We start from the raw sequence: 24,691 nt of genomic DNA, 5'->3' as shown, positions 1-24,691 counted from the left end.
TGACAAGGAGATTTGCATGACAAACGTGGTGATTACCGGCACAGGACTTTATACACCGGAACACGCCATTGATAACGCGTCACTGGTGGCCGCCTTCAACGCTTGGGTGGATCAGGAAAACGCGCGCAATGCCGACGCCATCGAGCGGGGAGAGCGCAAACCGCTGACCTACTCAAGCAGTGAGTTCATTGAAAAAGCGTCAGGGATCAAGAGCCGCTATGTGTTGAACGCCGATGGCATTCTCGACCCAACCCGCATGCGTCCCAAGCTGCCGCAGCGGGCCAACGACGAGCCATCGCTTCAGTGTGGTATGGCGCTGAGCGCCGCGCGTGAAGCATTGGACAATGCCCAGGTCGAGGCCGGCGATATCGAGCTGGTGATCGTCGCCTGTTCCAACCTGGAGCGTGCCTATCCCGCCGTGGCGGTTGAACTGCAACAGGCCCTCGGCGCGGGTGGCTACGGGTTTGACATGAACGTGGCCTGCAGCTCGGCCACCTTTGCCATTGAAACGGCCGCCAACGCCATTGCCGCCGGCAGCGTAAAACGTGCCCTGGTGGTCAATCCGGAGATTTGCTCGGCGCATCTCAACTTCACCGATCGCGATAGTCACTTCATCTTTGGCGATGCATGCACGGCCATCGTGCTTGAGCATGCCGCCTGCGCGACGGCGAGCGAGGCCTATGAGATCCTGGGCACGCGACTGGCGACGGTCTATTCCAATGCCATTCGCAACAACGCAGGCTTCCTGAACCGGGTGACCGATAGCGACCCGCTGGCGATGGACAAGCTGTTCGTCCAGGAAGGCCGCCGCGTCTTCCGCGAGGTATGCCCCATGGTCGCCTCGCTGATCGCGCAGCACCTCGCTTCGCTGGAGTTACAGGGCAGCGACTTAAAGCGCCTGTGGTTGCACCAGGCAAACCGGCACATGAATGACCTGATTGCCCGCAAGGTGCTGGGCTACGATCCCAGCGAAGTGCAGGCTCCGATCATTCTTGATCGCTATGCGAATACCAGCTCGGCAGGCTCCATCATTGCGTTTCACTTGCACCGCGAGTCTTTTGAGGCTGGTGATCTGGGCGTCATTTGTTCGTTCGGCGCGGGGTACAGCGCAGGCAGCGTGGTAGTAAGGCGTCGATGAGCCGCCCCACAGACAGTAAAATGCAAAACAGAGGAATGCAGTATGCCTAGGATAGGGACATGTCAGTCAACGCTCCGCACCGCCAGTGGACTTCCGCTGATGGCCATGGCGCTGGTGCTTACCGGCTGCGCCAGTAGCGGCTCACAAACCTCCCAGGCGACCGATCCGGTCGATCCCTGGGAAGGCTTCAATCGCAAGGTGTTCGTCTTCAACGATGTGCTCGATCGTTATGCGTTGAAGCCGGTTGCCACGGGATACCGCACAGTTACTCCCGACCCGCTGCAGCAGGGGGTGGGCAATTTTTTCAGCAACCTGGGCGAGATCCGTACGACACTCAATAGCCTTTTACAGGGCAAGCCAGCCAACGCCGGGCGTTCGACGTCGCGCTTCCTGGTCAATTCGACCATGGGGCTGGGCGGGCTCTTTGATATTGCTTCCCTGATGCCCGTCGAAGCCGATGAAGAAGACTTTGGCCAAACCCTGGCCACCTGGGGCTGGCAGGATTCCCGCTACCTGGTGCTGCCGCTATTGGGGCCGAGCACGCTGCGCGACACCTCAGGACTGCCCGCCGACATGTCGACTTACCCGGTGACCTACGTCGAGGACGACGCGGTGCGGGCTGGCCTGACGGCGCTGAATATCGTGGACACGCGGGCGGGCCTGCTTGACCAGGAAGAGCTGATCCAGGGTGATCGCTACCGGTTCATTCGTGATGCCTACCTGCAGCGCCGCCAGTTCCAAATCAGCGACGGCGAACTGGGCGACGATCCGTTTTCCGCCGATGAATTTGAGTTTGATGATACCGACTTCGCCGACTGAGGCTTGCCATGGCGCCTAAGCAGCTTATTGCGGTAATCGACGAGTCGGGCAAGGAGCGCGATGCCCTGGCCGAGGCCATTACCTGCGATGGTATGTGGGTCTATGCCGCCGACAATATCGCACACCTACCGGCGGAAACGGCCTTGATCGTGGCCCATGCGCGGGCGGTGCCCCGTCAGCAGTGGTCGCAGCTGACGCATCAGTTACCTACGCTGGTGGTCAGCGACTCGCGTCAGGACGCCGACTTGATCAAGGCGGTGGATGTCGGCCTGGTGGATTATATTGTCCACCCGCTGCGTCATGCGGAGCTGCTGCGGCGCATGATCCGCAAGGCCATCGAGCTGGCTGAGCTCGAAAAGGCGCGTGCCCGAGATCACGAGCGTTTGGCGGAACTCAATGAGAGCCTGGAAACGCATCTGGCCTTGCTGCGCATGGATCAGCAAAGCGGCGGGCACATCCAGCGTCGCCTGTTGCCGCCTCGCCCCAAGCTGATCAACGGGGTTCGCTACGATTACTGGTTTGCCCCCTCGCTTTACCTGTCCGGGGATTTTCTCGATTATCAGCGCTATAACGAACGTTTCAGCGCGTTCTATTTTGCCGATGTATCGGGTCACGGGGCCTCATCGGCCTTTGTGACCGTGCTGTTGAAGTATCTCTGCAATCGCTGGCTGAGTGAGTGGGACGGCACCCAGCCCGAGCAGCTTCCCCAGCAGTGGCTGACGGCGATGAATCGTGAGCTGCAGGGCACCGATATTGGCAAACACGCCACGTTATTTGTTGGCGTTATTGACCATGAAGCGCATACTCTGCACTATTCGCTCGGTGCACAGCTGCCGATGCCGCTGATCGCGTCGAGGGGCACGCTTACCCGGCTGCCGGGAGAAGGCATGCCGGTGGGTCTATTCCCCGACGTGGACTACCCCGCGCTCAGCTGCGAACTGCCGCCCGACTTCAGGCTCTGGCTGTGTTCGGACGGCGTATTGGAGTGCCTGCCGGGTGATTCGCTCGACATGCGGCTCAGGGAACTTGAGCAACTCGTAAGCGTGAGTGACACGCTTGAACAGCTACGCGATCGGCTGACCCGCAACAATGCTCTGTTAAGCGAACAGCAGGTTGACGATGAGGCTAAACCCGACCGCGATGCTCTGCCCGACGACCTGACAATCATGATGGTGAGCGGATTTGGTCATGCTGATTGAAGAAGGCCGCTTGAAAGCGGCGTTCGACTCCGGTGTTTTCGTATTGAAACTGTGTGGCGACGTGCGCCTGACGCTGTGTGCCACCCTGGATACCCAGGCCCAGCGGCTAGCCGAAACGCCCGGCCTGCAGGCCGTGATGATCGATCTGCGCGAGGCGACCAACGTCGACTCCACCGCGCTCGGTTTTCTCGCCAAGGTAGCCATGGCCGTGAAAGGTCGCCTGGAACAGCCGCCCACGATCATCGTGGACAATCAGGACGTGCGCCAGATGCTCGACGTGATGGGCTTTGCGCGTTTCTTTACCCTGATGGAGGCGCCGCTGAAGGGTAGCGTCGGGTTGAGTCGAGCGCTGGAAGAGCTGCCCGAAGAACCCGCCGATGAAGAAGGTCTGCGCGAGCGCATTCTCGAAGCCCATCGCATACTGATGCACATGAACGAGCACAACCGCGAGCAGTTTCAGCCGCTGGTGGAGATGCTCGAGTCTCAAGAGACCACGCATCATTAGGGTTCCATCCGGCTAGTCGTCTTTTTATCTCTCTTGTGGTCATCGGGCTCAGCAACGTGGCTCGCTTGGCAGGCATGGCCGACAACGCGGCGTAAAAGGCATATAATTAGCGGCCTATCTTTACGTTGCCGAGGTGAATGTGGTCACCCCCGAGGAGAGACATGGAACTTAATCCCCGTCGCGTCGCCATCCTGGTGGCGGCCAACACGGCGCTGGCCCCTTTCGCCATCGATGCCTATCTGCCAGCCATGGCGGCCATCGCCGATACCATTGATGCCAGTATCCATCGTACCGAACTGTCGATCAGCGTGTTCCTGTTCGGCTTTGCCCTGGGGCAGCTGTGCTTCGGACCGTTATCTGATCGGCTGGGGCGTAAACCCGTGCTGATGGGCGGGCTAATCGTGTTTCTGTGTGCAAGCTTGATGATTACGCTAGCCGACAGTCTCACCACGCTGCTGGTCTTGCGCTTCATGCAGGCGCTGGGCGGCGGCGCCTGCGTGGTCAATTCGGCGGCCATTGTGCGCGACTGTTTCAGCGGTCGCGAAGCGGCGAAAGTGATGTCGACCATGGCCATGATCATGATGCTGGCACCCCTGGTGGCGCCGGCAGTGGGCAGTTTGCTGCTGTACATCGCGGACTGGTGGCTGATTTTTGTGTTTCTCGCCGCTTATGCCGGCTTTCTGTTGTGGCTGCTCGGCTCGCGCCTGCCTGAAACCCGGGACATGTCGCTGCCGGCGGCATCGCCGCGCCAGGTGCTGCGCAACTATGCCAGCGTGCTGCGTCATCGCGAAGGCATGGGCTACATCTGTGCCGTCGCGGCCTCGTTTGCCGGCCTTTTTGCCTTTGTCACGGCGTCGCCGTTTCTTTACCTGGACTACTTTTCGCTGAGCCCGGCGGTCTATCCGTTCGTGTTTGGCGTCAATGTGGTGATGATCGCTTCCTCCAACCGGGTCAATATTTACCTGTTGCGCAAGCGCACGCCCCAGCAGAATTTACGCTTCGGCCTGGCGGTGCAGCTGTTGGCAGCCCTGGGCCTGGTGGCGGCGACGGCATTCAACGTCGCCACGCTGGCGGTGGTGGTGCCGTTGGTGATGCTCTTTACCGGTATGATCGGCCTGATAACCCCCAATGCCATTTCCTCGCTGCTCGACCATTTTGGCCATATCAGCGCCACGGCCACCGCGTTGTTGGGCGGTATCCAGTTCAGCTGTGGTGCGCTGGCGGGGGCGATGGTGGGCTTGTTTGAAGTCGAACACCTCTGGCCGATGGTGCTGACCATGCTGGGCGCCGCGCTAATGGGCAATATCGGTGTGCGGCTACTGACGCCGGTGGCGAGGGACGAGCCGTCGGCATGATGGACGCTGTTGCCGCATGGCTGGACATGCCCCTCAGCACCTGGGTGGGGTGTGCTCTTGTGTTGGCGCTGGGGGCTTTCGTTCAGCGCGCCACTGGTTTCGGGTTGGCAATCATCGGCGCACCGCTATTGCTGATGATCGAACCGCGCTTGGTCCCCGTGGTGCTGGTGCTGTTTGGTTTTACGGTCTCGCTGATGATGGTCCGCACCTACTGGCACGAGGTTCGCCTGGGGGCAATGGGCATGGCACTGGTGGGGCGCTTGCCCGGCAATGCGCTAGGGCTGTGGCTTTTGATCGCTGCGCCCATGGTGGTGCTGGAAAAGTTGATTGCCGCCATTGTGCTGTTTGCGGTGCTCGTGACGCTTTGCCGTATACGACTGCCGGTGAATCGACTATCGCTGTTAATCGCCGGGGTGTTCTCGGGAATCTTTGGTACCGTCGCCGCCATCGGCGGGCCGCCGATGGTATTGCTGATGCACGGGTTTGCGCCTGACCGACTAAGGGGCAATCTGGCCGCGTTCTTTATCATTACCTCGATGCTCACCCTCGCGACCCTTGCCCTGGCGGGGCAGGTGAGGGGGTGGCACATGGGGGTGGCGCTCTCCTTGTTGCCTGCAGTATTGGTGGGCAACCGGTTGGCCGACAGGGTCGCCCATCGTCTCGATAAGCAATGGCTCCATGCAGCGTCGCTGTCGTTGTGTACGCTGGCAGCCTTGGGGCTTTTGCTTTAATGGGGTGAGCGTTATTCGGGCTGTGATAAAAAACCAAAAAAATAATGTTGTGACATTGCTTGTCATGAAGCTGTCATCCAAGCGATGCAAAGTGAGCCTTGCGAAGGCAAGATCCCTAACAGCTTCAGGAGTAATTCGCATGAACCGTATTCTCAAGACTACCGTGCTCGCGGCTGCTGTGATGAGCGTGGCAGGTGTTGCACAAGCCCGTGACCAAATCCGCATTGTTGGTTCCAGCACTGTGTATCCGTTTGCCAGCTATGTGACCGAAGAGTTTGGCGCGGTCACCAACTACCCGACCCCGGTCATCGAGTCTACGGGTTCTGGTGGCGGTATGCGTCTGTTCTGTAACGGAGTTGGTGAGGGTACGCCGGACATCACCAACGCATCGCGCCGCATGAAGCCGTCTGAATTCGAACGTTGCGTAGACAACGGCGTGACCGACATCACAGAAGCCAAGATTGGTTCCGACGGTATCGTGCTCGGTCAGTCCAACGAAAATGATGTGTTTGATCTGACGCTTGAACAAATCTTCATGGCCGTGGCGGCGCAGGTGCCCCAGGACGGCGAGCTGGTAGACAACCCCTACACCAACTGGAGCGAGATCGATTCCTCGCTGCCGGATCGCGAGATCTCCATTTACGGACCGCCCACCACCTCGGGTACTCGTGATGCCTTCGAAGAGCTGGTGATGGAAACCGCCTCCGAAGACATGGACGCGTACGGCGAAGCCTACACCGATATCCGTTCTGACGGTGTTTACATCGACGCCGGTGAGAACGACAACCTGATCGTTCAGCGTCTGCAGGAAGACACCGGTGCTTTGGGTATCTTCGGCTACTCCTTCCTCGAAGAAAATACCAACACGCTGAATGCGGCAACGATCAATGGTGTTGAGCCTGAGCCGGAATCTATCAGTGAAGGCGAGTACCCGGTCGCTCGTTCGCTGTGGTTCTACGTCAAGAACCAGCACGCTGACGAAGTACCGCCCATGTACGAATACGCGGAAATGTTCATGGAAGAGCAGATGATTGGCAGCGACGGCTACCTGCGTGATATCGGCCTGATCGTGCTGCCGGAAGAAGAGCGTGCAGAGTGGCGTCAGAAGGTGGCCGACCGTGCACAGATGGAACTCTCTGATCTGCAGTAAATAACAGAGATAACGCCCGATAATAAGGCAATGGCCGACAGCGTAAGCTGTCGGCCTTTTGCTTTGCGATTGTCGCTGCACTGCCAGCTTGTGGATTGGGCGTCTGTCACATTGCTGTAATGTTTTTGCTGCAAAGTACTCCCCAAACCGATTTCATCAGGAACGCGAGAGAGATTAGATGCAAACCAATCAGCTAGTTTTACTCTTTTGCACTGTGCTCTTGCTATTGGGGCTCGTGGCCTTTTTTGTCGGCCGCACCAAGGCTGCACGGGTGCGCAGCGGAGGGGGTAAGATGTTTGCTCAACCCGATCAGTATGCCTGGTTTGCCGTGCTGTCCACTGCGGGCCCCGCCATATTGGTGGGGGCCGTCGGCGCCTTTGTCATGCTGCTGCTGGGGGCAGATATCCCAACGTTTTATCTTCTCGCTGCAAGCCTTGTGGTTGCCGCTGCCGGGCTGGTGGTGGGAATAGCGCAAGTGCGGCCCAATTTTCACGCCCGACAGGCGATAGAACGTGCAATCAGAATGGCGCTGGCGTCAGCGGCCCTGATTTCGATCTTTACCACCTTCGGCATCCTGTTCTCAATCATCTCCGAGGCCATTCGCTTCTTCCAGATGCATAGCTTCTGGGAGTTCATCACCGGGACGACCTGGAGCCCGGGCGACAGCTTCCTGGCATCTGCCGGGCGCGGTGACGGCAGCGGTGCGCAGTTCGGTTCGGTGCCGCTGTTTGCTGGTACCTTCATGATTACCGCCGTTGCCATGCTGGTGGCGGTGCCGGTGGGACTGCTCTCGGCGATTTACATGTCCGAATACGCGCCGCAGAAAGTACGAACCGTGGCTAAGCCCGTTCTGGAGATACTGGCCGGTATTCCTACCGTGGTATACGGCTTCTTTGCAGCCATCACCGTGGCACCCATCATTGTCAATGTTGCCGGCTTTTTGGGCCTGGATGCCTCCTATAACAATGCGCTGGCACCGGGCATCGTCATGGGCATCATGATTATACCGTTTATCTCATCGCTGTCGGATGACGTGATCAATTCGGTGCCCGATACCATGCGCCAAGGGTCGCTGGCGCTGGGCATGACCAAGGGCGAAACCATTCGCGACGTAGTGATACCGGCGGCGTTACCCGGGATCATTTCAGCGTCGCTTCTGGGTGTATCACGGGCCATGGGGGAAACCATGATCGTGGTGATGGCGGCGGGTATGCGCCCCAACCTGACCGCCAATCCCCTGGAAGACATGACCACCGTGACGGTGCGTATCGTTGCCGCGCTGACCGGGGATCAGGAGTTTGAAAGCGCTGAAACCCTGTCTGCTTTTGCGCTTGGCCTGGTGCTGTTTGCCGTCACGCTGACGCTCAACCTGGTTTCGGTGCTGATGATCCGCCGTTTCCGTGAAAAATACCGCGTGAATAACCTGTAACGCCGAGGAACCGATTCAATGAGCCACTCTTTTGACGAGATCAGCCAGCAGCTCAAGCGGCGTCACCGCAAGTCCGCCCGCCTGAAGTGGGTGTCCATGGGTGCCCTCGGCCTGGCAGGTCTATTTTTGCTGCTGTTTTTCGCCGATATGCTCAACAAGGGCCTGCCCGCTTTTCAGCAAGCGTATGTGAATACCGAGATCAACTACACCGAGGAAGCGGCCAGCGACGCACGCCAGGCCATCGCGGACGATCTGGTGCCGATCGTCAGCCGTACCGAGATCCGCAGCATCCCGCTGCAAATGCGTAATAACGAAGATTTGCTAGGCACGTCCGAGCAGCGGTGGCTGTTGGCCAACGGCGAGGTTGACCAGTACCTCAAGGGGAACCGTAATAGTCTGAGCGAAGAGGAACGCGCCGCCGTTGACGCGCGCGTTGAGGCGGGACAGGTCGAGCTGGCTTTCAATAGCACCTTCTTTACCGAAGGCGATTCCAAGACCTCCGAGAGCGCCGGTATATTGGCGGCCGTCGTGGGTACCATCATGACCATGATCGTCACCCTGGCGATTTCTTTTCCGATTGGCGTCATGACGGCGGTGTATCTTGAAGAGTTCGCGCCGGACAACCGCTTTACCCAGGCGATTGAAATCAACATCAACAACCTGGCGGCGATTCCCTCGATCCTGTTCGGTCTCTTGGGGCTGGCGATTTTTATCAACTTCTTTGGCGTGCCGCGTTCCTCGCCGTTGGCGGGCGGCATGACGCTTGCGTTGATGACGCTGCCGGTGATCATTATCTCGACCCGTGCGGCATTGCGCAGCGTCCCGGATTCGATACGTCACGCTGCCTTTGGCGTCGGCTGCTCGCGCTGGCAGGTGGTGCGCGACCACGTATTGCCGCTTGCCATGCCGGGTATCATGACGGGTTCAATCATTGGTCTGGCGCAAGCCATGGGGGAAACCGCCCCGTTGATCATCGTGGGGATGGTGGCGTTTATCCCCGATGTGGGCGCGTCGTTCACCGAAGCGGCAACGGTCATGCCTGCGCAGATTTTTACTTGGGCCGGTGAGCCCGAGGCGGCGTTTGTGGAAAAAACTGCTGGGGGGATTCTGGTTCTTCTGGCAGTGCTCATCTCCCTCAACGCTTTTGCCGTGTTATTGCGCAAGAAATTCGAGCGTCGCTGGTAACCCAGCGCGTAAAAAAGGATACCGATATGAACAGCCAAGCACCTGTAATGACTGAGCAAGAAACACCAAGCGTTGGTCAGCCCTATACGCGCAACGAACAGGCATGCCATGACCTGAGCATTCGCGTTCGCGATCTGAACCTCTGGTACAGCAAGAATCAAGCACTGAAAAACCTCAGCATCGACCTGTTCCAGAAAAATGTGACGGCCCTGATCGGGCCTTCCGGCTGCGGTAAGTCAACCTTTCTACGCTGCTTGAACCGCATGAACGACCTGATTCCGAGCGTCCGCACTGAAGGCCTCGTGGAAATGGACGGGCTTGATATCAATGCTCAGAAGATGGACGAGATTGCCCTACGGCGGCGTGTAGGGATGGTGTTCCAGAAGCCTAATCCGTTCCCCAAATCCATCTTTGAAAATATTGCTTATGCGCCGCGTATGCACGACATGGTGAGTCGCAAGGTCGATCAGGACGAGCTGGTAGAGCGGGCGCTCCGCGATGCAGGGCTTTGGAACGAAGTGAAAGACAAGCTGCAGGAGCCGGGCACGTCGCTGTCGGGTGGTCAGCAGCAGCGTCTGTGTATTGCCCGAGCGATTGCCGTTCAACCTGATGTGATCCTGATGGACGAGCCGACTTCGGCCCTCGACCCGATTTCAACCGCCACCATTGAAGATTTGATGGACAAGCTCAAGGAGCAGTTCACCATCGTCACTGTGACTCATAATATGCAGCAGGCGGCTCGAGTGGCCGACTACACGGCGTTCTTCCACCTCGGCGAAATCATCGAATATAACGACACGAAAGTAATGTTCTCGACCCCGGCGAAGAAGAAGACCGAAGATTATATTTCCGGCCGGTACGGCTAAACAGTTGAGCCTTCAGACCCGCTGCTGGTGCAGTGGGTCTGATATTCACAATTTTTTGTCTCTATATATATGTTTTTCCGTATGTATATATTGTGCTTTTATGCAGCAATCAGCTTAGGAGATTTCCATGACACTGCGCATCGGTATAAATGGTTTTGGCCGTATCGGTCGATTGGCGTTACGCAGCCTGTGGAGCAAGGTGGAAGCGGGTGAAGTGGCGCTGACACGCATCAATGATCCGGGCGGTGACGCGGCCACCTTTGCCCACCTGTTGGAGTTCGACTCGGTACACGGGCATTGGGCGCCGGGCGAGGGGATCTCGACTGGCGATGACAGCATCGTCATCGATGGCGACACGGTCGCGTTCAGTGCTAATCAGGCCATCGTGGATAGCGATTGGTCCGACTGCGACGTGATCATCGAATGCTCGGGTAAAGTGAAAAGTGCCGCCCAGCTTCAGGGATATTTGGATCAGGACGTTGCGCGGGTAGTGGTGAGTGCACCGCTTAACGATCAAGGTGTACTCAATGTCGTGATGGGAGTGAATGACCATCTTTATGACCCCGTAGAGCATAAAATTGTCACGGCCGCCAGCTGTACCACCAACTGCCTGGCGCCGGTGGTCAAGGTTATCCAGGAAACCTTCGGAATCCGCCATGGCTCCATGACCACGGTACACGACATCACCAATACCCAGACGATCCTGGATGCCCCACACAAGGACTTGCGGCGTGCCCGCGCATGCGGTATGAGCCTGATTCCCACCACCACCGGTTCTGCTAAAGCCATTACGGCGATCTTTCCTGAGCTGGAAGGCAAGCTTAACGGCCATGCCGTGCGCGTGCCGCTGGCCAACGCGTCCCTCACCGATATGGTCTTCGAGCTGGAGCGCGGGGTCACCGCCGAAGAGGTCAATCAGGCATTGAAAGCAGCCGCCGAAGGCGAGCTTACCGGCATTCTGGGCTATGAGGAGCGCCCCCTGGTGTCGATCGATTACCGTACCGACCCGCGCAGTTCGGTGATCGATGCGCTTTCCACCATGGTGATCAACGGTACACAGCTCAAACTCTACGCCTGGTATGACAACGAGTGGGGCTATGCCAATCGTACCGCCGAGCTGGCCCTGAAGGTAGGTGGCGAGCAGGTGGATCGTGGCTGAATCAATGCTGGCTCGCGTGAAGAAGTTACCGTTTGAAGTGCGCCAGTACATGCTGATAACGGGCAATTACTGGGCCTTCACGATTACCGATGGCGCGCTGCGCATGCTGGTGGTAATGCACTTCCACCAGTTGGGCTACTCGCCGTTGGAAATCGCCATGCTGTTTCTGTTCTATGAAGCCTTTGGCGTGGTGACGAACCTGGTAGGCGGCTGGCTGGGGGCGCGCCTGGGCCTCAATCGCACCATGAACGTCGGGCTTGGGCTACAGATTATTGCGCTCGCCATGTTGATGGTGCCTGCCAGCCTGCTGACCGTCGCCTGGGTCATGGCGGCTCAGGCGCTTTCCGGGATCGCCAAAGACCTCAACAAGATGAGCGCCAAAAGTGCCGTGAAAGTGCTGGTGCCTACAGAGAGTGCCAACGCCAACAGCTCGCTCTACCGCTGGGTCGCCATGCTCACCGGCTCTAAAAATGCCCTGAAAGGTTTGGGCTTTTTCGTCGGCGGCCTGTTGCTGACGTTGATTGGCTTTCGCGGTGCCGTGGTGGCCATGGCCGTCATGTTGGGCGTGGTGCTGCTGCTCTCCCTATGGCGCTTGAGGGCGGATCTGGGGCGTCAAAAGGTAAAGCCCAAGTTTTCCGAAATCTTCTCGAAATCACGTGCCATCAACGTGCTGTCAGCGGCGCGGTTCTGTCTGTTCGCATCGCGGGATGTGTGGTTTGTGGTGGCGCTACCGGTGTTTTTATATGACCAGCATGGCTGGACCCACTGGACAGTGGGCGGCTTGCTGGCGGTATGGATTATTGGCTACGGCGGTGTGCAAACCCAGGCGCCCAAGCTCACGCGGCTGATCAAGGGCGATGCGCGCGCCCTTACCGCAGGCTGGGCAGCGGCATTGGCGGTGCTGGCGATTGTGTTAGCCATGCTGCCCTTGGCGCAGGTCGGTTGGCTGGTCGTTGGCTTACTGGCGTTTGGCGTGCTGTTTGCCATTAATTCCAGCTGGCACAGCTATCTGATTGTGCATTATGCGCGTGCCGACGGCGTTTCCATGGACGTCGGCTTTTACTATATGGCCAATGCCATGGGGCGATTGGTGGGCACGCTGCTATCCGGCTGGCTGTATATGGCCTATGGGCTGAGTGCCTGCCTGTGGGTCGCCGCTGCGCTGGTGGCTTCCAGCGCGGTGATGGCGCTGGCGTTGCCTAAGAAAGCGGCTTAGCAGTTGAGGGGCTAGCGTGCCAATACGCTAGCACCCTCTACATACAGATGGCGTAATTTCCAAAAGCCCTCAACGTTGATTTTAAGACCTTGATAGGTGAGCTTGGGGTCGGTGAATAGCGTTATACCCTGGTGGTGATAGCGTTGGAAAAGCGAAGGGTCTTTGGGCGAGATAGCCTCGGCGACGGCAACATTGGCGCTCCCCCCGCAGCAGCCATGGCGGGGGGATAATCGGACGGTCAACACATTACCGAGTTGCTTAATATACGCCAATGCGTTGTCTTCTATTTCGATCACATCATCCATCTTGCTCTCAACTGTAAACGTTCTTGGCGATGAAAATGGTTTAGCTATGCATTATAAGTCGAGTTAGGCGCGTTACGCTGAGAGGGCTCCGTTTTAAAAGCCGGTGAGACACGGGCTGGGTCGACTTCGTGTTTATAGCTAGCCGCGGCTTCCGACCACCACATGAGCTGGCCAAGTGTACGGCCAAAATAACCTTCCCAGCGCTCCTGATCCTGGGCAAAGTGACCGTCTTCATTTAGTGCTTCCTGGGCTTTAGGTATATGGATCATGGCCGACACCGGCAGGCAGCCAAGCTCCGAGAGAAAGGTGCGCATGGAAACGGCGGCGCGTGCACCTCCCCATTGGCCCATGGAATACGTGACGATAGCGCTGGGCTTAAATGCAAACAGTGATGCCCCGAAGTGATTGAGTAGATGGCTAAGCGCCGGGCTCATGGCATGGTTGTACTCAGGGCTGACCATCACGTAGCCATCAGCGTTGGCAATTTTATGGGCAAGCGCTGCCAAGTCTTCCGGCGCATCGGCTTTGGAGTAGGCAAAATGCGGCTTGAACGGATCGCTCAAGTTTAGGTTTAGCGGGTCAATAACCTCAGCTGTGGTATGCGGTAACGATGAAAGTAAACGCTTGCAGGCCTTTGCTACCCGCTCGCCGAGGCGCGCCGGGGAAGGCGGTGAACTGGTGCGGGTTGAACCCAGAAATACCAAGTAGTGAGCCATAGCGTTTTACCCCGATTAATGAGCGTCTGCCGGAAAATGACGGCGCGTCTTATTGGCGATTCTTACCAGTGCAAGCATCAGCGGCACTTCGACCAATACGCCGACGACCGTTGCCAGTGCCGCGCCAGACTGCATGCCAAACAGCGCAATGGCGGCTGCGACCGCGAGCTCAAAGAAGTTGCTCGCGCCAATCATCGCGCCGGGAGCGGCAATGTTGTGGGGGACACGCCAGACTTTCGCCCAGCCGTAGGCGATGAAGAAGATCAGGAAGGTTTGAATAATCAGCGGAATGGCAATGAGCACAATATGCAGCGGGTTGTTCAGAATCACCTCGCCCTGGAAGGCAAACAGCATCACCAGGGTAATGATCAAGCCAATCGGGGTGATTGGGCCAACGCGCTTCATGAACACATTGTCGTACCACTCGGCGCCGCGCTTTTTAATCAAGCTTTGCCGGGTGATATAGCCTGCTGCGAGGGGAATCACGATATACAGCACGACCGACAGGGCGACGGTGTTCCAGGGCACCTGAATATTGGAAATTCCGAGCAGGAAGACCACGATAGGGGCGAAGGCAAACAGCATGATCAAGTCATTGAGCGCCACCTGCACCAGGCTATAAGCCGCGTCACCTCGGGTTAGATAGCTCCATACAAACACCATGGCGGTGCACGGGGCGGCGCCGAGCAGAATGGCACCCGCTAGATACTGGCTGGCCAGCGCTTCAGGGATAAAGGGCTGAAAGATCACCATGAAAAACAGCCACGCAATGGCAAACATGGAGAAGGGCTTGATCAGCCAATTGACGGCTGTGGTGATGGTCAGCCCTTTGGGTTGGCGGCGAACCCCCGCGATGGAGGTAAAGTCAATTTGCGCCATCATGGGAAAAATCATGGCCCAGATTAATACCGCGATAGGGATGGAGACTTGGGCTACCTCAAGGCGTGATAATGCTTCCGGTATCGCCGGGGCAAGCTGCCCGAGCAAGATGCCTGCCACAATGGCAAGAGCCACCCAAACCGAGAGAAAGCGCTCGAATAAACCCATGCCCTCGGCGGTGGAGGGAGATGACGTATCCTGCTTCATTGACATGAAAAGCTCCTGATCAAATAGCCCGCTGGTTAACCCGCTTGGAGAGTTCTTCGGCGCTTTCCTTGCGCTCTGAATAACGGTCGGTGAGCAGCGAGCTCCGATCCCGCACGAGTAGCGTAAACTTCACCAGTTCTTCCATGACGTCCACGATGCGCTCGTAGAAGGGGGAGGCTTTCATACGGTCGTTATCGTCGAATTCCTTAAACGCTTTGGGCACTGATGACTGGTTGGGAATCGTCAGCATGCGCATCCAGCGGCCCAGAATACGCAGTTGGTTGACCGTATTGAAGGATTGCGAACCACCGCATACCTGCATTACCGCCAATGTCTTGCCCTGGGTCGGACGTACACCACCCAATGCAAGCGGGATCCAGTCAATCTGCGCTTTCATGATGCCGGTCATCGCGCCGTGGCGTTCGGGAGAGCACCACACCATGCCTTCTGACCATTGGGCCAATTGGCGCAGCTCTTCAACTTTGCAGTGGCTGGCGTCCTCGGTATCCGGTAGCGGCAATCCTCTGGGGTCAAACATTCTTGTTTCAGCGCCCATGGCGTCGAGCAGGCGAGCGGCTTCCTCCGTTGCCAAACGGCTGAACGAACGTTCACGCAGGGAGCCATAAAGCAGCAGAATTTTTGGCGCGTGGGTGCTACCTGCCGTTAGATCCAGGCGCTCGAGGCTGGGTACTTCAAAGAGGTTCGCATCCAGGTTGGGTAAATCGTCCAGCGGGGTCATGTGAGCGGCTCCCTTATCGATGTCGCGTCGAAACGCACCCTCTTATGATATATGTTTTTTCGTATATTTCTAGCGGCGTCGCTATCGCTGCAACAATGTCGTCATGATTGCTGCGTAGCTTGTTGCTAAATCACTAGATAAGAGGTCGTTTATTTATGTCAAAGCGTCGCGTGCTATTCCTGTGTAACGCCAATTCGGCACGTTCGCTAATGGGCGAAGTACTGCTTCGTCATATGGCCGGTGACCGCTTTGAAGCGTTCAGCGCGGGCACTGAGCCTGATGAACCCCATGCACTGACGCTTGAGGCGCTCGCCAAGCAGGGGCTTTCCATTGAGGGGCTGCACAGCAAGTCATTGGATGAGTTTGAAAACGAAAGCTTTGATTACGTCATTGTGCTGTGTGACAAAGCCCAGCAGGCTTGCCGTGAATGGCAAGGAGCGGCGGGTGAAAGGCTGTATTGGGATATTCGCGACCCGCGTTTGATCAGCAAGTTGGACGCCTACGAACAGGCGCTTCAAGAGATTCGGCGCCGTATGCAGCTATGGCTCTTGCTTCCTGCGTTTGACAAACAACAATGAATGGTGGGTCTTGATGAAGCTTGTCAATCACCTAAGCGTCAAAATGAGCTGGATGCTGGTTTTGGCGGCGTTTAGCGGTTTGATCCTCCTTATCGGAGCACTTGGATTATTTGCCAACCAGTTTGGGCGGGATGCCTTCACGTCATTACATCAGCGCGATATGGCACAAATCAGTGAGCTCAACAGCGCTTATAGCGAGTTGCTGCGTGCCCGTATCCAGATGAATCGTGCCGCGGAGCTCATTCGAACCCCGTCTTTTGATCGTCCCGAGCCGTTGCTGGAAGAGGCACACCAGCTGCTTGAATCGGCGGAAGCGCATTTCTCACAATTTACATCGAGCCATATTGCGCCAAGCCAACAGGCCCTGGTTGATCAGTTAACAAATGATTTTCGATCCTTTGTTAACAACAATCTCAGCCTGCAAATGATGATGCTTGATGAGCGTGATGTATCCGGCTTTCTGTCGGGTGAGTCGCGGGTGGATGAGAGCAGTCGGCGTTTTGTAGAAAGTGTCGAAGCTTTTTTCGACGCATCCGCGCAACGCGGTAATGGATTGTTGGCACGCTTCGATCAAGTATCTTCATTGCTCTTCTGGGGTGTGGTAGCGGTACTCATCGCGGCGCTGGTAGTCGTGGGCTTTGTCGTTTGGGGCGTGCGCAGGAATGTGCTTGGCCCTTTAAAAAATATCAGAGGGCACTTTCAGCGCATTGCCAAGGGCGATCTGTCTGCGCCAGTAAACGCGCATTCGACCAATGAGATTGGGCAACTGTTCAGCGAGCTTGCCAGCATGCAGGACTCACTAACAGCGACGGTCAACCGCCTTGCCACCAGCAGCCAGCAGGTATACAGCAATAGCCAGGAAATGACAGAGCAGAATGCACGATTGACCAGCCAAACTGATACGCAAGTCTCTGCATTGCAGCAAATTGCGGCGAGTCTGGAGCAGCTGACCGCGACGGTTAATCAAAACGCGGAAAACGCTCACCATGTCAGTCAGTCGACAACAGATGTCTCCCAGAAAGCAAAAGAGGGTGACGACGTCATTTCCCAGCTTGTCGCGACGATGGAGGCCATCAATGATCACTCCGAGGAGATTCAAAGCATCATCAAGATGATAGAAAGCATTGCTTTTCAGACCAACATCTTGGCGCTGAATGCCTCCGTAGAAGCGGCGCGTGCCGGTGAGCACGGGCGCGGGTTCGCGGTGGTTGCCAGTGAGGTGCGTGCGTTGGCAACGCGTAGTGCTAATGCGGCCAGTGAGATTAGAACACGTATCGAGGCATCAAGTAATAGTGTTCAGCAAGGTAGCGTACTATCCCAACAGGCCGGTGAGCGAACACGGGCTATCATGCATGCCGTCAGCTACGTAGATGAGTTGATGACGCAAATAGCACATGCGTCCGAGGAGCAGCGGCGGGGGATTGAAGAGGTTAATCATGCAGTTGGTGATATCGAAACCACCACGCAAGATACCATGCGACTGGTCAATAAAGCGACTCAGTATTCATCAGAGCTGTCAGAAGAAGCGTCGCAAATGCGGGAATACGCCGGCCAGTTCAAGGTGACCGGTGAGATGTTGATGCCCGGTTTGGATAAAGAGACGCCAATACCTCATCCACAAGAGGAAGGTTCGGCAGCGCTTAGCGGTTCATCAAGCGGTTGGGATCGGGCACCGTCACACGAAGTGTTCGCGTTGAACTAGTGGCGGGTTTCCCCAGCGCAGCGAAACGCGCATGCGCTGGGGCTTGCGGGCAGTTAATCCATCAGTTCGACCGCGACGGCCGTGGCTTCGCCGCCACCGATGCACAGGCTGGCAATACCGCGCTTGCCGCCCTTGGTGCGCAGGGCATGAATCAGGGTCGCGATGATACGTGAACCGGTGGAGCCAACGGGGTGCCCCTGGGCACAGGCGCCACCAAAGATGTTGACCTTGTCGTGGGGAAGGTTCAGATCGTCCATGGCCATGAGCGTTACCACGGCAAATGCCTCGTTGATTTCAAATAGGTCAACGTCCTCAACGCGCCAATCCAGCTTTTTCATCAACTTTTCAATCGCGCCCACGGGGGCAATTGTAAACTCGCTGGGGTGGCGTGAATGCGTCGCGTGGCCGAGCATGCGTGCCAGCGGCTTGATGCCGTGCTGATCTGCTGCTGCCTGACTCGCCAGGATTAGTGCCGACGCGCCGTCGGAAATGGAGCTGGCGTTGGCGGCAGTGATGGTGCCATCCTTGGCAAATGCTGGACGAAGCTGGCGGATCTTGTCGAGTTTGGCTTGAAAGGGCTGCTCGTCGTGTTCAACCAGGGTGTCGCCATGTCGAGATGTGACGGTAACCGGGGCCATTTCAGCGGCCAAATGGCCTTCATTGGTGGCCGCCATGGACCGCTCCAGCGAGGCAATCGCAAAGTCATCCAGCCGCTCCCGGGTGTAGCCGCGCTGAGAGGCAACGTCCTGGGCGAAGACGCCCATCAGCTTGCCGGTCTCAGCATCTTCCAGGCCATCCAGGAACATGTGATCTTTCAGCTCTCCGTGGCCTAACCGATAACCGCTGCGCGCCTTGGTGAGCACATGCGGAGCGTTGGACATGGACTCCATGCCGCCAGCGAGGATGACATCGCCGCTGCCGGCCTTGATCAGGTCGTGGGCCAGCATGGCGGCTTTCATGCCCGAGCCGCATAGCTTGTTGATGGTGGTCGCACCGTTGGCATCGGGGATGCCTGCCTGGCGCATGGCTTGTCGCGCCGGGCCCTGTTTAACGCCAGCGGGCAGTACACAGCCCAGGATGCCTTCTTCGATGGTCGCGGGGTCGATACCGGCACGCTCCATCGCGGCGCGGATGGCAATTGCACCCAGCTCGGGAGCACTCATGCTCGACAGGCTGCCCATCATGCCGCCCATCGGGGTGCGTGTTGCCGACAGAAACACGATGTCTTTAGCGTTACTCATGGTGTTCTCCATTAAAGTTATTGTGATTATCTCGCTGAGAGGTGCGCTATGCGTTGACCCGTTGCCGGTGCTGTGGTCTTCTCCGAGGTAACCAAGCAAGCGCTAGTGTGAACGACATGAATGTAATGAATGCATCGCCTCGTCGCAAGGAATTAACACGCCTCGCGGCTCAGCTATTTGTCCAGGAAGGCTTTGACCGTACCACGGTGCGCATGCTGGCGCAGGAAATGGGGATCAAGTCCGGCAGCCTGTTTCATCATTTCAGGGATAAGCAGGAAATTCTGGCGGCGGTAATCGAAGAGGGCACCCAAAATGCGCTGGTCATTGCCCGTCGGGCCCTGGATAACGGCCCTTCGCATCCCGAAGCACGCCTTCGGGCGATGGCGCGGGCGCATCTCGAAACGCTTTTTGCCGACCGTAATGCCCATGTGGTGGCGCTATTCGAATGGCGACGCCTGGCGCCTGACGCCAGCGCACATCTGAGCCACCTGCGCGATGCGTATGAAGCGCTGTGGCTGGGAGTAATTGATGATGCGTTGGCTGCCGGCGTGATCCAAGGCGACCGCTTCCTGGTTTCTCGCTTTATCCTTGGTGCGCTGAACTGGACGGTGCGCTGGTACAACCCCGAAGGCCCCCAAGCGCCTGATGATCTCGCCGATGAACTGGTCGCCATGATCATGGCAGGCCGGGGTGATCAGGCTTAAGCTCTACTAACGTATAACCTGCAATCGACGCGACTGGCTTGCGCTTCCAGGCGTTTGCTTTTAGCTTGGTTTTTTATTTACAGGTTTCCGTTAACGTAAACTGATAAGCATGATGCCTGCGATGACGTAGCCTGCTGCTCACTGCCAACAATATCCAAGAGAGCTGACATGACATCGACAACACCCCCTGCATACGCCGACTACCTTGATACGTTTTCCATTGGCGATATCATTGCCAGGCTCGATGACCATCAAGACGGGCAGTTAAACGCCTTTGAAGCCTGCTGTGGGCGTCATGTTCGGGCAGGCAGGGGCGATGTGTTGGCCCTGGTACAGGAAGACGTGAGCGGAGCGACGCATACCCTCAGCTATGCCGAGCTTGACCAGCAAAGCGCTCATCTGGCCGGCTGGTTTCAGGCCCAGGGTCTGGGCGAGGGAGACCGCATTGCGTGCATGCTGCCCCGTTCACTGCCATTGATGGTGGCGGTGTTGGCGACCTGGCGGATTGGTGCCGTTTACCAGCCGCTGTTTACCGCTTTTGGCCCCGATGCGGTGGACTATCGGCTTGGCCAGGCCGATACCCGGTTGGTGATCACCGATCATGCGAATCGCTATAAGTTCGAGGGTTTGAGTCAGTGTCCACCCGTATTGGCGGTGGGTGGTTTGAGCAGCGAACATCCGGGCGACCACGACTGGCACGCTGCCTTGACGCATGCGTCAATGACGGGAAAGCCACCCCGGCTCTCCCCCGACAAGCCCTTCCTGCAAATGTTTACCTCAGGCACGGTCGGTAAGCCCAAAGGCGTTGCCGTACCGCTTTCCGGCATGACGGCATTTGCTCTCTATATGGAGTTGGCGGTGGATCTTCGCGACGACGATCGCTTCTGGAACATGGCCGACCCTGGCTGGGCCTATGGCCTTTACTATGCCATCGCCGGTCCGCTTTTGCTGGGTGTCACGACGCACTTCTGCGAAGCAGGGTTTACCGCCGAGGGCGCACTTGCCTTTATGAAGCGCCACCGCATCACCAACTTCGCTGCAGCACCAACGGCCTATCGGCTGATGAAGGCGTCAGGCCTTTTCGACGACGCCCATCAAACGCTTGAGTTACGTGCCACCAGTTCAGCAGGCGAACCGCTCAATACCGAAGTAGTGTCATGGGTGGAGATGTCATTGGGCTGTTCGGTGATGGACCACTATGGACAAACCGAAACCGGGATGACATGCAATAACCACCATGCCCTTGATCATCCCAAGCATGTCGGCGCCATGGGGGTGCCCATGCCGGGGTACCGGCTGGCGATTCTGGACGCTGAGTATAACGAACTGCCGCCTGGCGAGCCGGGCGTGCTGGCCGTGGACATTGAGCAATCCCCGGCGCACTTTTTCCAGGGCTATACCTGGCAAGAGAAAGACCCCTTTGTGAAGGGCTATTACCTGACCGGTGACGTGGTGATCCGCAACGCGGATGGTTCGTTTCAGTTTGCCGGTCGCGACGACGACATCATCACGACCTCGGGCTACCGCGTCGGGCCCACCGATGTTGAAAACAGTGTCATGACGCATCCGGCCGTGGCGGAGTCGGCGGCGGTCGGCCAGCCCGATGAGATCCGCGGCGAGGTGATCAAGTCCTACATCGTGCTGCGCATGGGCTTTGAAGCCAGTGAAGCGCTTGCAGAGGAAATCCGCCAGCAGGTGCGCAAACGGCTATCGACCCATGCGTTTCCTCGCGTCATCGAGTTTATCGACGAGCTGCCCAAGACGCCGAGCGGAAAGATCCAGCGCTTCAAACTGCGTGCCGAGGCCGCCGAAGACGCCCGCCTGAGCGAATAACACTTTCATAACAGGGAAATGCCATCATGCAAGTGAAGGATCATACGTTTTTAATCACCGGTGCCGCTTCCGGACTGGGGGCCGCCACCGCCGAGCGTCTGGTCGCCGGCGGTGCCCGGGTGATGCTCTGCGACCTAAGCGACAGCGTAAACACCCACGCCCAGACACTGGGGGAAAGCGCTCAGGCATGTCTGGCCGACATTACTTCTGCAGAGCAAATGCAGCAGGCGGTTGATGCGGCGGTTGCGTTCGGGGGCGAGCGGGGACTCTCGGGTGTCATTCACTGCGCGGGTGTAGTGAGCGTGGCCAAGCTGGTCGACCGGGAAGGTAATCCGGCCGATCTGGACAGCTATGCGAACACTGTCAATATCAATCTGGTGGGCACCTTCAATGTCATGCGCCTTGCGTCCGCGGCGATGGCTAAAAATGCCCCTAATGATAGTGGCGAGCGCGGCGTGATGATCAACACGGCGTCTATTGCGGCATTCGATGGTCAAGTTGGTCAATGCGCCTACAGTGCGTCCAAGGCTGGCGTTGTCGGCATGAGTCTTCCCGCAGCGCGCGAGCTATCCCGCCATGCTATCCGTGTGATGGCCATTGCGCCCGGGGTGTTCGAGACCCCCATGATGAGCGAGCTTCCTTCTGAAGCGACCGAAGCATTAGCGGCCGCCGTGCCTTTCCCCAAGCGGCTGGGCAAACCAGAGGAATTTGCCCAGCTGGCCGAACAGATCATTGCCAATCCCATGCTCAACGGTGAGGTGATTCGTTTGGATGGTGGCATTCGAATGCAGTAATGGCCTTGTTCATCCGCTATTAGATGACCTGTCGGCGTTCTCGTCGGCAGGTTTTTTCTAGGGCATGGTAGACCCGTTGGGCGACCAAAGTGGTAGCGCTTTTAGCGGCTAAATTAAAACGACTGCTTGACTACTGGGCGGGCTCGCGCTAATTTTCAAACATGTGTTTGAAAGCCGTTTTCTGAAGACGCTCGTTGCTTTCAGCCCCCTGTTTAGGAGAAGTGCCATGCCCAGTTACCAGGCCCCCTTGCGTGACATGCGTTTCGTCATGGACGAAATGTTTGATTACCCCGCCCATTACGCTTCGCTGCCCAACGGTGAAGACGCTTCTCCCGATGTGGTCAGTGCTATCCTGGAAGAGGGCGCGCGCTTTGCCCGCGATGTGCTTTTGCCGCTTAACCAAAGCGGCGATGAAGAAGGCTGCCTGTTAGAGGGTGGCGAGGTAAAAGCGCCCAAGGGATTCAAAGAGGCCTATCAGCAATATGTTGAAGGCGGCTGGCCAAGTCTGGCCGCCGACCCGGAGCAGGGTGGCCAGGGCTTGCCGCCCTCGCTTGCCATGATGCTCTCGGAAATGACCTGCGCGACTAACCTGGCGTGGGGCATGTACCCGGGGCTGTCGCATGGTGCGGCCGACGCGCTTCGCCATCACGGCACCGAAGAGCAGAAGGCGGCCTATCTCACCAAGCTGGTCGAAGGCGTCTGGACGGGGACCATGTGCCTCACCGAGCCTCACTGCGGCACTGACCTCGGCCTGATCAAGACGCGTGCGGTACCCGTTGCGGGCAATGCGTACGCGATTACCGGCACCAAGATCTTTATCTCGGCGGGTGACCACAACCTTGCCGAGAACATCGTGCACCTGGTGCTGGCAAAGCTCCCCGATGCGCCTGAAGGCTCCAAGGGTATTTCGCTGTTTGTCGTACCCAAGTTTCTACCGAATGCAGAAGGCGATCCTGGCGAACGCAATGGCGTCACCTGTGGCTCGCTAGAACACAAGATGGGTATTCATGGTAACGCCACCTGCGTCATGAACTTCGACGGCGCAACCGGCTACCTGGTGGGGCCACCCAATAAGGGGCTGGCGTGCATGTTCACCATGATGAATGCGGCACGTCTCGGCGTCGGTATCCAGGGGTTGGGATTGATCGAAGCCAGTTTTCAAAACTCGCTCAGCTACGCTCGCGACCGGCTGCAGATGCGCGGGCTCTCAGGTAAGCAGGCCCCCGAAAAGCCGGCGGACCCAATTATCGTTCACCCCGATGTGCGCCGGATGCTGCTCACGCAGAAAGCCTTTGCGGAAGGCGGGCGCATGCTGGTGCTGTATACCGCGCAAATGCTCGATGTGGTGGAGCATGGTGAGCCCGGTGAAGCGCGCGATCACGCTGAAACCCTGCTTGGCTTGCTAACGCCTATTGTGAAAGCCTTCCTTACTGAAGTCGGTTTTGAAAGCACTAATGAGGGCGTACAGATCTACGGTGGTCATGGCTTCATTAAAGAGTGGGGCATGGAGCAACTGGTTCGTGATGCGCGGATTACCCGCCTTTATGAAGGCACGACCGGTATTCAGGCGCTCGACCTGCTGGGCCGTAAAGTGCTCATGAGCCAGGGTGAGTCGTTGAAGGTGTTTACCAAGGAGATTCACAAATTCTGCAAGGCAGAAGCCGACAATCCCGACCTCAAAGAGTTTGTCGAGCCGCTTTCCAAGCTGAATGCCGAATGGGGCGAATTGACCATGGGCGTTGGCATGAAGGCCATGCAGGATCGCGAAGAAGTCGGGGCGGCAAGCGTTGATTACCTCATGTATTCCGGCTACGTCACGCTCGCCTACTTGTTTGCTCGGGCTGCCAAGCAGGCGTCGTTGTCTCTAACCGGCGAAGACAAGGCTTTCTATGCCGCGAAGTTGAATACTGCACGGTTTTATTACCAGCGGTTATTGCCGCGCACCAAGGCGCACGCACAAATGATTCAGTCGGGCGCGGGTAGCCTGATGGCGATCTCCAGTGATGACTTTGGTCTGGGGTTTGAAATTTAGATAGCAGTCATCTCGGCCGCAGGCCGTTAACGGGCACTCTCTGGTCAGGCGTTCTGATCGGTGGTTTGCGGCAGGCCTGGTTCTTTGAATCAGACCTGTCGCTTTTTTATTTTTACTGCCCCCTTGCCAACCCGGCAGCAACACCGTAAAGTACGCATCCGCTGCCGGGGACGCCAGGCGTTGCCAGCGGTGGATGAGGTGTAAAAACC

The 24,691-nt window shown here is 57.6% G+C and carries 23 protein-coding genes; 18 read left to right on the top strand and 5 right to left on the bottom strand.

From position 1 onward, the window contains the following. Positions 1 to 16: 16 nt before the first annotated feature. From QC815_RS11530 to arsJ, 12 genes are all read left to right on the top strand, one after another. Positions 17 to 1,138 (top strand): beta-ketoacyl-ACP synthase III, encoded by a 1,122-nt coding sequence (locus QC815_RS11530; RefSeq protein WP_230448276.1) that lies wholly within the window; start codon positions 17 to 19, stop codon positions 1,136 to 1,138. Between the two features lie 42 nt (positions 1,139 to 1,180). Continuing rightward, positions 1,181 to 1,957 (top strand): MlaA family lipoprotein, encoded by a 777-nt coding sequence (locus QC815_RS11525; protein WP_230448277.1) that lies wholly within the window; start codon positions 1,181 to 1,183, stop codon positions 1,955 to 1,957. Positions 1,958 to 1,965: 8 nt separating this feature from the next. Next, a complete protein-coding gene (locus tag QC815_RS11520) occupies positions 1,966 to 3,156 on the top strand; it encodes a PP2C family protein-serine/threonine phosphatase (RefSeq protein WP_230448278.1) in 1,191 nt (396 codons plus the stop codon). Next, complete coding sequence (locus QC815_RS11515; protein WP_230448279.1) at positions 3,146 to 3,661, top strand: STAS domain-containing protein; 516 nt, start codon at positions 3,146 to 3,148, stop codon at positions 3,659 to 3,661. Before QC815_RS11520 ends, QC815_RS11515 begins: the two co-directional genes overlap by 11 nt. A 161-nt stretch (positions 3,662 to 3,822) precedes the next feature. Beyond that, positions 3,823 to 5,016 carry a multidrug effflux MFS transporter gene (locus QC815_RS11510; RefSeq protein WP_230448280.1) on the top strand — a complete coding sequence of 398 codons (1,194 nt, stop codon included), beginning with the start codon at positions 3,823 to 3,825 and terminating at the stop codon, positions 5,014 to 5,016. Further along, a complete protein-coding gene (locus tag QC815_RS11505; protein WP_310540026.1) occupies positions 5,016 to 5,747 on the top strand; it encodes a sulfite exporter TauE/SafE family protein in 732 nt (243 codons plus the stop codon). The genes QC815_RS11510 and QC815_RS11505 overlap by 1 nt, the downstream gene beginning before the upstream one ends. Positions 5,748 to 5,886: 139 nt before the next feature. Then, positions 5,887 to 6,897 carry a substrate-binding domain-containing protein gene (locus QC815_RS11500; protein WP_230448281.1) on the top strand — a complete coding sequence of 337 codons (1,011 nt, stop codon included), beginning with the start codon at positions 5,887 to 5,889 and terminating at the stop codon, positions 6,895 to 6,897. Positions 6,898 to 7,075: 178 nt separating this feature from the next. Next, complete coding sequence (pstC, locus tag QC815_RS11495) at positions 7,076 to 8,326, top strand: phosphate ABC transporter permease subunit PstC (protein WP_230448282.1); 1,251 nt, start codon at positions 7,076 to 7,078, stop codon at positions 8,324 to 8,326. An 18-nt stretch (positions 8,327 to 8,344) separates the two neighbouring features. Then, on the top strand, positions 8,345 to 9,511 hold the full coding sequence (gene pstA / locus QC815_RS11490; protein WP_230448283.1) for a phosphate ABC transporter permease PstA: 1,167 nt from the start codon (positions 8,345 to 8,347) through the stop codon (positions 9,509 to 9,511). 26 nt (positions 9,512 to 9,537) lie between these two features. Further along, positions 9,538 to 10,377: a phosphate ABC transporter ATP-binding protein PstB gene (pstB, locus tag QC815_RS11485; protein ID WP_230448284.1), complete on the top strand. Its 840-nt coding sequence runs from the start codon at positions 9,538 to 9,540 to the stop codon at positions 10,375 to 10,377. 127 nt (positions 10,378 to 10,504) lie between these two features. Then, complete coding sequence (locus QC815_RS11480) at positions 10,505 to 11,536, top strand: ArsJ-associated glyceraldehyde-3-phosphate dehydrogenase (RefSeq protein ID WP_230448285.1); 1,032 nt, start codon at positions 10,505 to 10,507, stop codon at positions 11,534 to 11,536. A 4-nt stretch (positions 11,537 to 11,540) separates the two neighbouring features. Continuing rightward, on the top strand, positions 11,541 to 12,752 hold the full coding sequence (arsJ, locus tag QC815_RS11475; RefSeq protein WP_422828719.1) for an organoarsenical effux MFS transporter ArsJ: 1,212 nt from the start codon (positions 11,541 to 11,543) through the stop codon (positions 12,750 to 12,752). 11 nt (positions 12,753 to 12,763) lie between these two features. Here arsJ and QC815_RS11470 read toward each other — a convergent pair whose 3' ends face one another. The 4 genes from QC815_RS11470 to arsH are packed head-to-tail and all read right to left on the bottom strand — an operon-like array spanning position 12,764 to position 15,598. Next, on the bottom strand, positions 12,764 to 13,057 hold the full coding sequence (locus tag QC815_RS11470) for a CC/Se motif family (seleno)protein (protein ID WP_310539850.1): 294 nt from the start codon (positions 13,055 to 13,057) through the stop codon (positions 12,764 to 12,766). Positions 13,058 to 13,101: 44 nt separating this feature from the next. Further along, positions 13,102 to 13,773 (bottom strand): NADPH-dependent FMN reductase, encoded by a 672-nt coding sequence (locus tag QC815_RS11465; protein WP_310539848.1) that lies wholly within the window; start codon positions 13,771 to 13,773, stop codon positions 13,102 to 13,104. Positions 13,774 to 13,788: 15 nt separating this feature from the next. Continuing rightward, a complete protein-coding gene (gene arsB, locus QC815_RS11460; protein ID WP_310539846.1) occupies positions 13,789 to 14,865 on the bottom strand; it encodes an ACR3 family arsenite efflux transporter in 1,077 nt (358 codons plus the stop codon). Between the two features lie 13 nt (positions 14,866 to 14,878). After that, positions 14,879 to 15,598: an arsenical resistance protein ArsH gene (arsH, locus tag QC815_RS11455; protein WP_230448290.1), complete on the bottom strand. Its 720-nt coding sequence runs from the start codon at positions 15,596 to 15,598 to the stop codon at positions 14,879 to 14,881. Between the two features lie 155 nt (positions 15,599 to 15,753). Here arsH and QC815_RS11450 point away from each other — a divergent pair, with 155 nt between their 5' ends. Further along, positions 15,754 to 16,176: an arsenate reductase ArsC gene (locus tag QC815_RS11450; RefSeq protein ID WP_230448291.1), complete on the top strand. Its 423-nt coding sequence runs from the start codon at positions 15,754 to 15,756 to the stop codon at positions 16,174 to 16,176. Positions 16,177 to 16,189: 13 nt separating this feature from the next. Then, a complete protein-coding gene (locus QC815_RS11445) occupies positions 16,190 to 17,878 on the top strand; it encodes a methyl-accepting chemotaxis protein (protein WP_310539843.1) in 1,689 nt (562 codons plus the stop codon). A 53-nt stretch (positions 17,879 to 17,931) separates the two neighbouring features. Here the strand turns inward: QC815_RS11445 and QC815_RS11440 are convergent, their stop codons facing one another. After that, the gene (locus QC815_RS11440; protein ID WP_230448293.1) at positions 17,932 to 19,119 is read right to left on the bottom strand and encodes an acetyl-CoA C-acyltransferase; all 1,188 of its coding nucleotides are present in this window, start codon (positions 19,117 to 19,119) and stop codon (positions 17,932 to 17,934) included. 125 nt (positions 19,120 to 19,244) lie between these two features. On the opposite strand from QC815_RS11440, the gene QC815_RS11435 reads away from it, so the two are divergent. From QC815_RS11435 to QC815_RS11420, 4 genes are all read left to right on the top strand, one after another. Further along, complete coding sequence (locus QC815_RS11435; RefSeq protein ID WP_230448294.1) at positions 19,245 to 19,823, top strand: TetR/AcrR family transcriptional regulator; 579 nt, start codon at positions 19,245 to 19,247, stop codon at positions 19,821 to 19,823. Between the two features lie 168 nt (positions 19,824 to 19,991). Further along, entirely contained in the window at positions 19,992 to 21,656 is a 1,665-nt protein-coding gene (locus QC815_RS11430) for an AMP-binding protein (protein ID WP_310539841.1), read from the top strand. A 26-nt stretch (positions 21,657 to 21,682) separates the two neighbouring features. Next, the gene (locus tag QC815_RS11425) at positions 21,683 to 22,450 is read left to right on the top strand and encodes an SDR family NAD(P)-dependent oxidoreductase (protein WP_230448296.1); all 768 of its coding nucleotides are present in this window, start codon (positions 21,683 to 21,685) and stop codon (positions 22,448 to 22,450) included. A gap of 226 nt (positions 22,451 to 22,676) precedes the next feature. Continuing rightward, entirely contained in the window at positions 22,677 to 24,482 is a 1,806-nt protein-coding gene (locus QC815_RS11420; RefSeq protein ID WP_230448297.1) for an acyl-CoA dehydrogenase C-terminal domain-containing protein, read from the top strand. Positions 24,483 to 24,691 lie beyond the last annotated feature (209 nt).

Origin of the sequence: Vreelandella gomseomensis (genome assembly GCF_031451645.1) — a bacterium.
Lineage (GTDB): Bacteria > Pseudomonadota > Gammaproteobacteria > Pseudomonadales > Halomonadaceae > Vreelandella > Vreelandella gomseomensis.
This window is presented reverse-complemented; position numbering and strand designations above follow the sequence as displayed.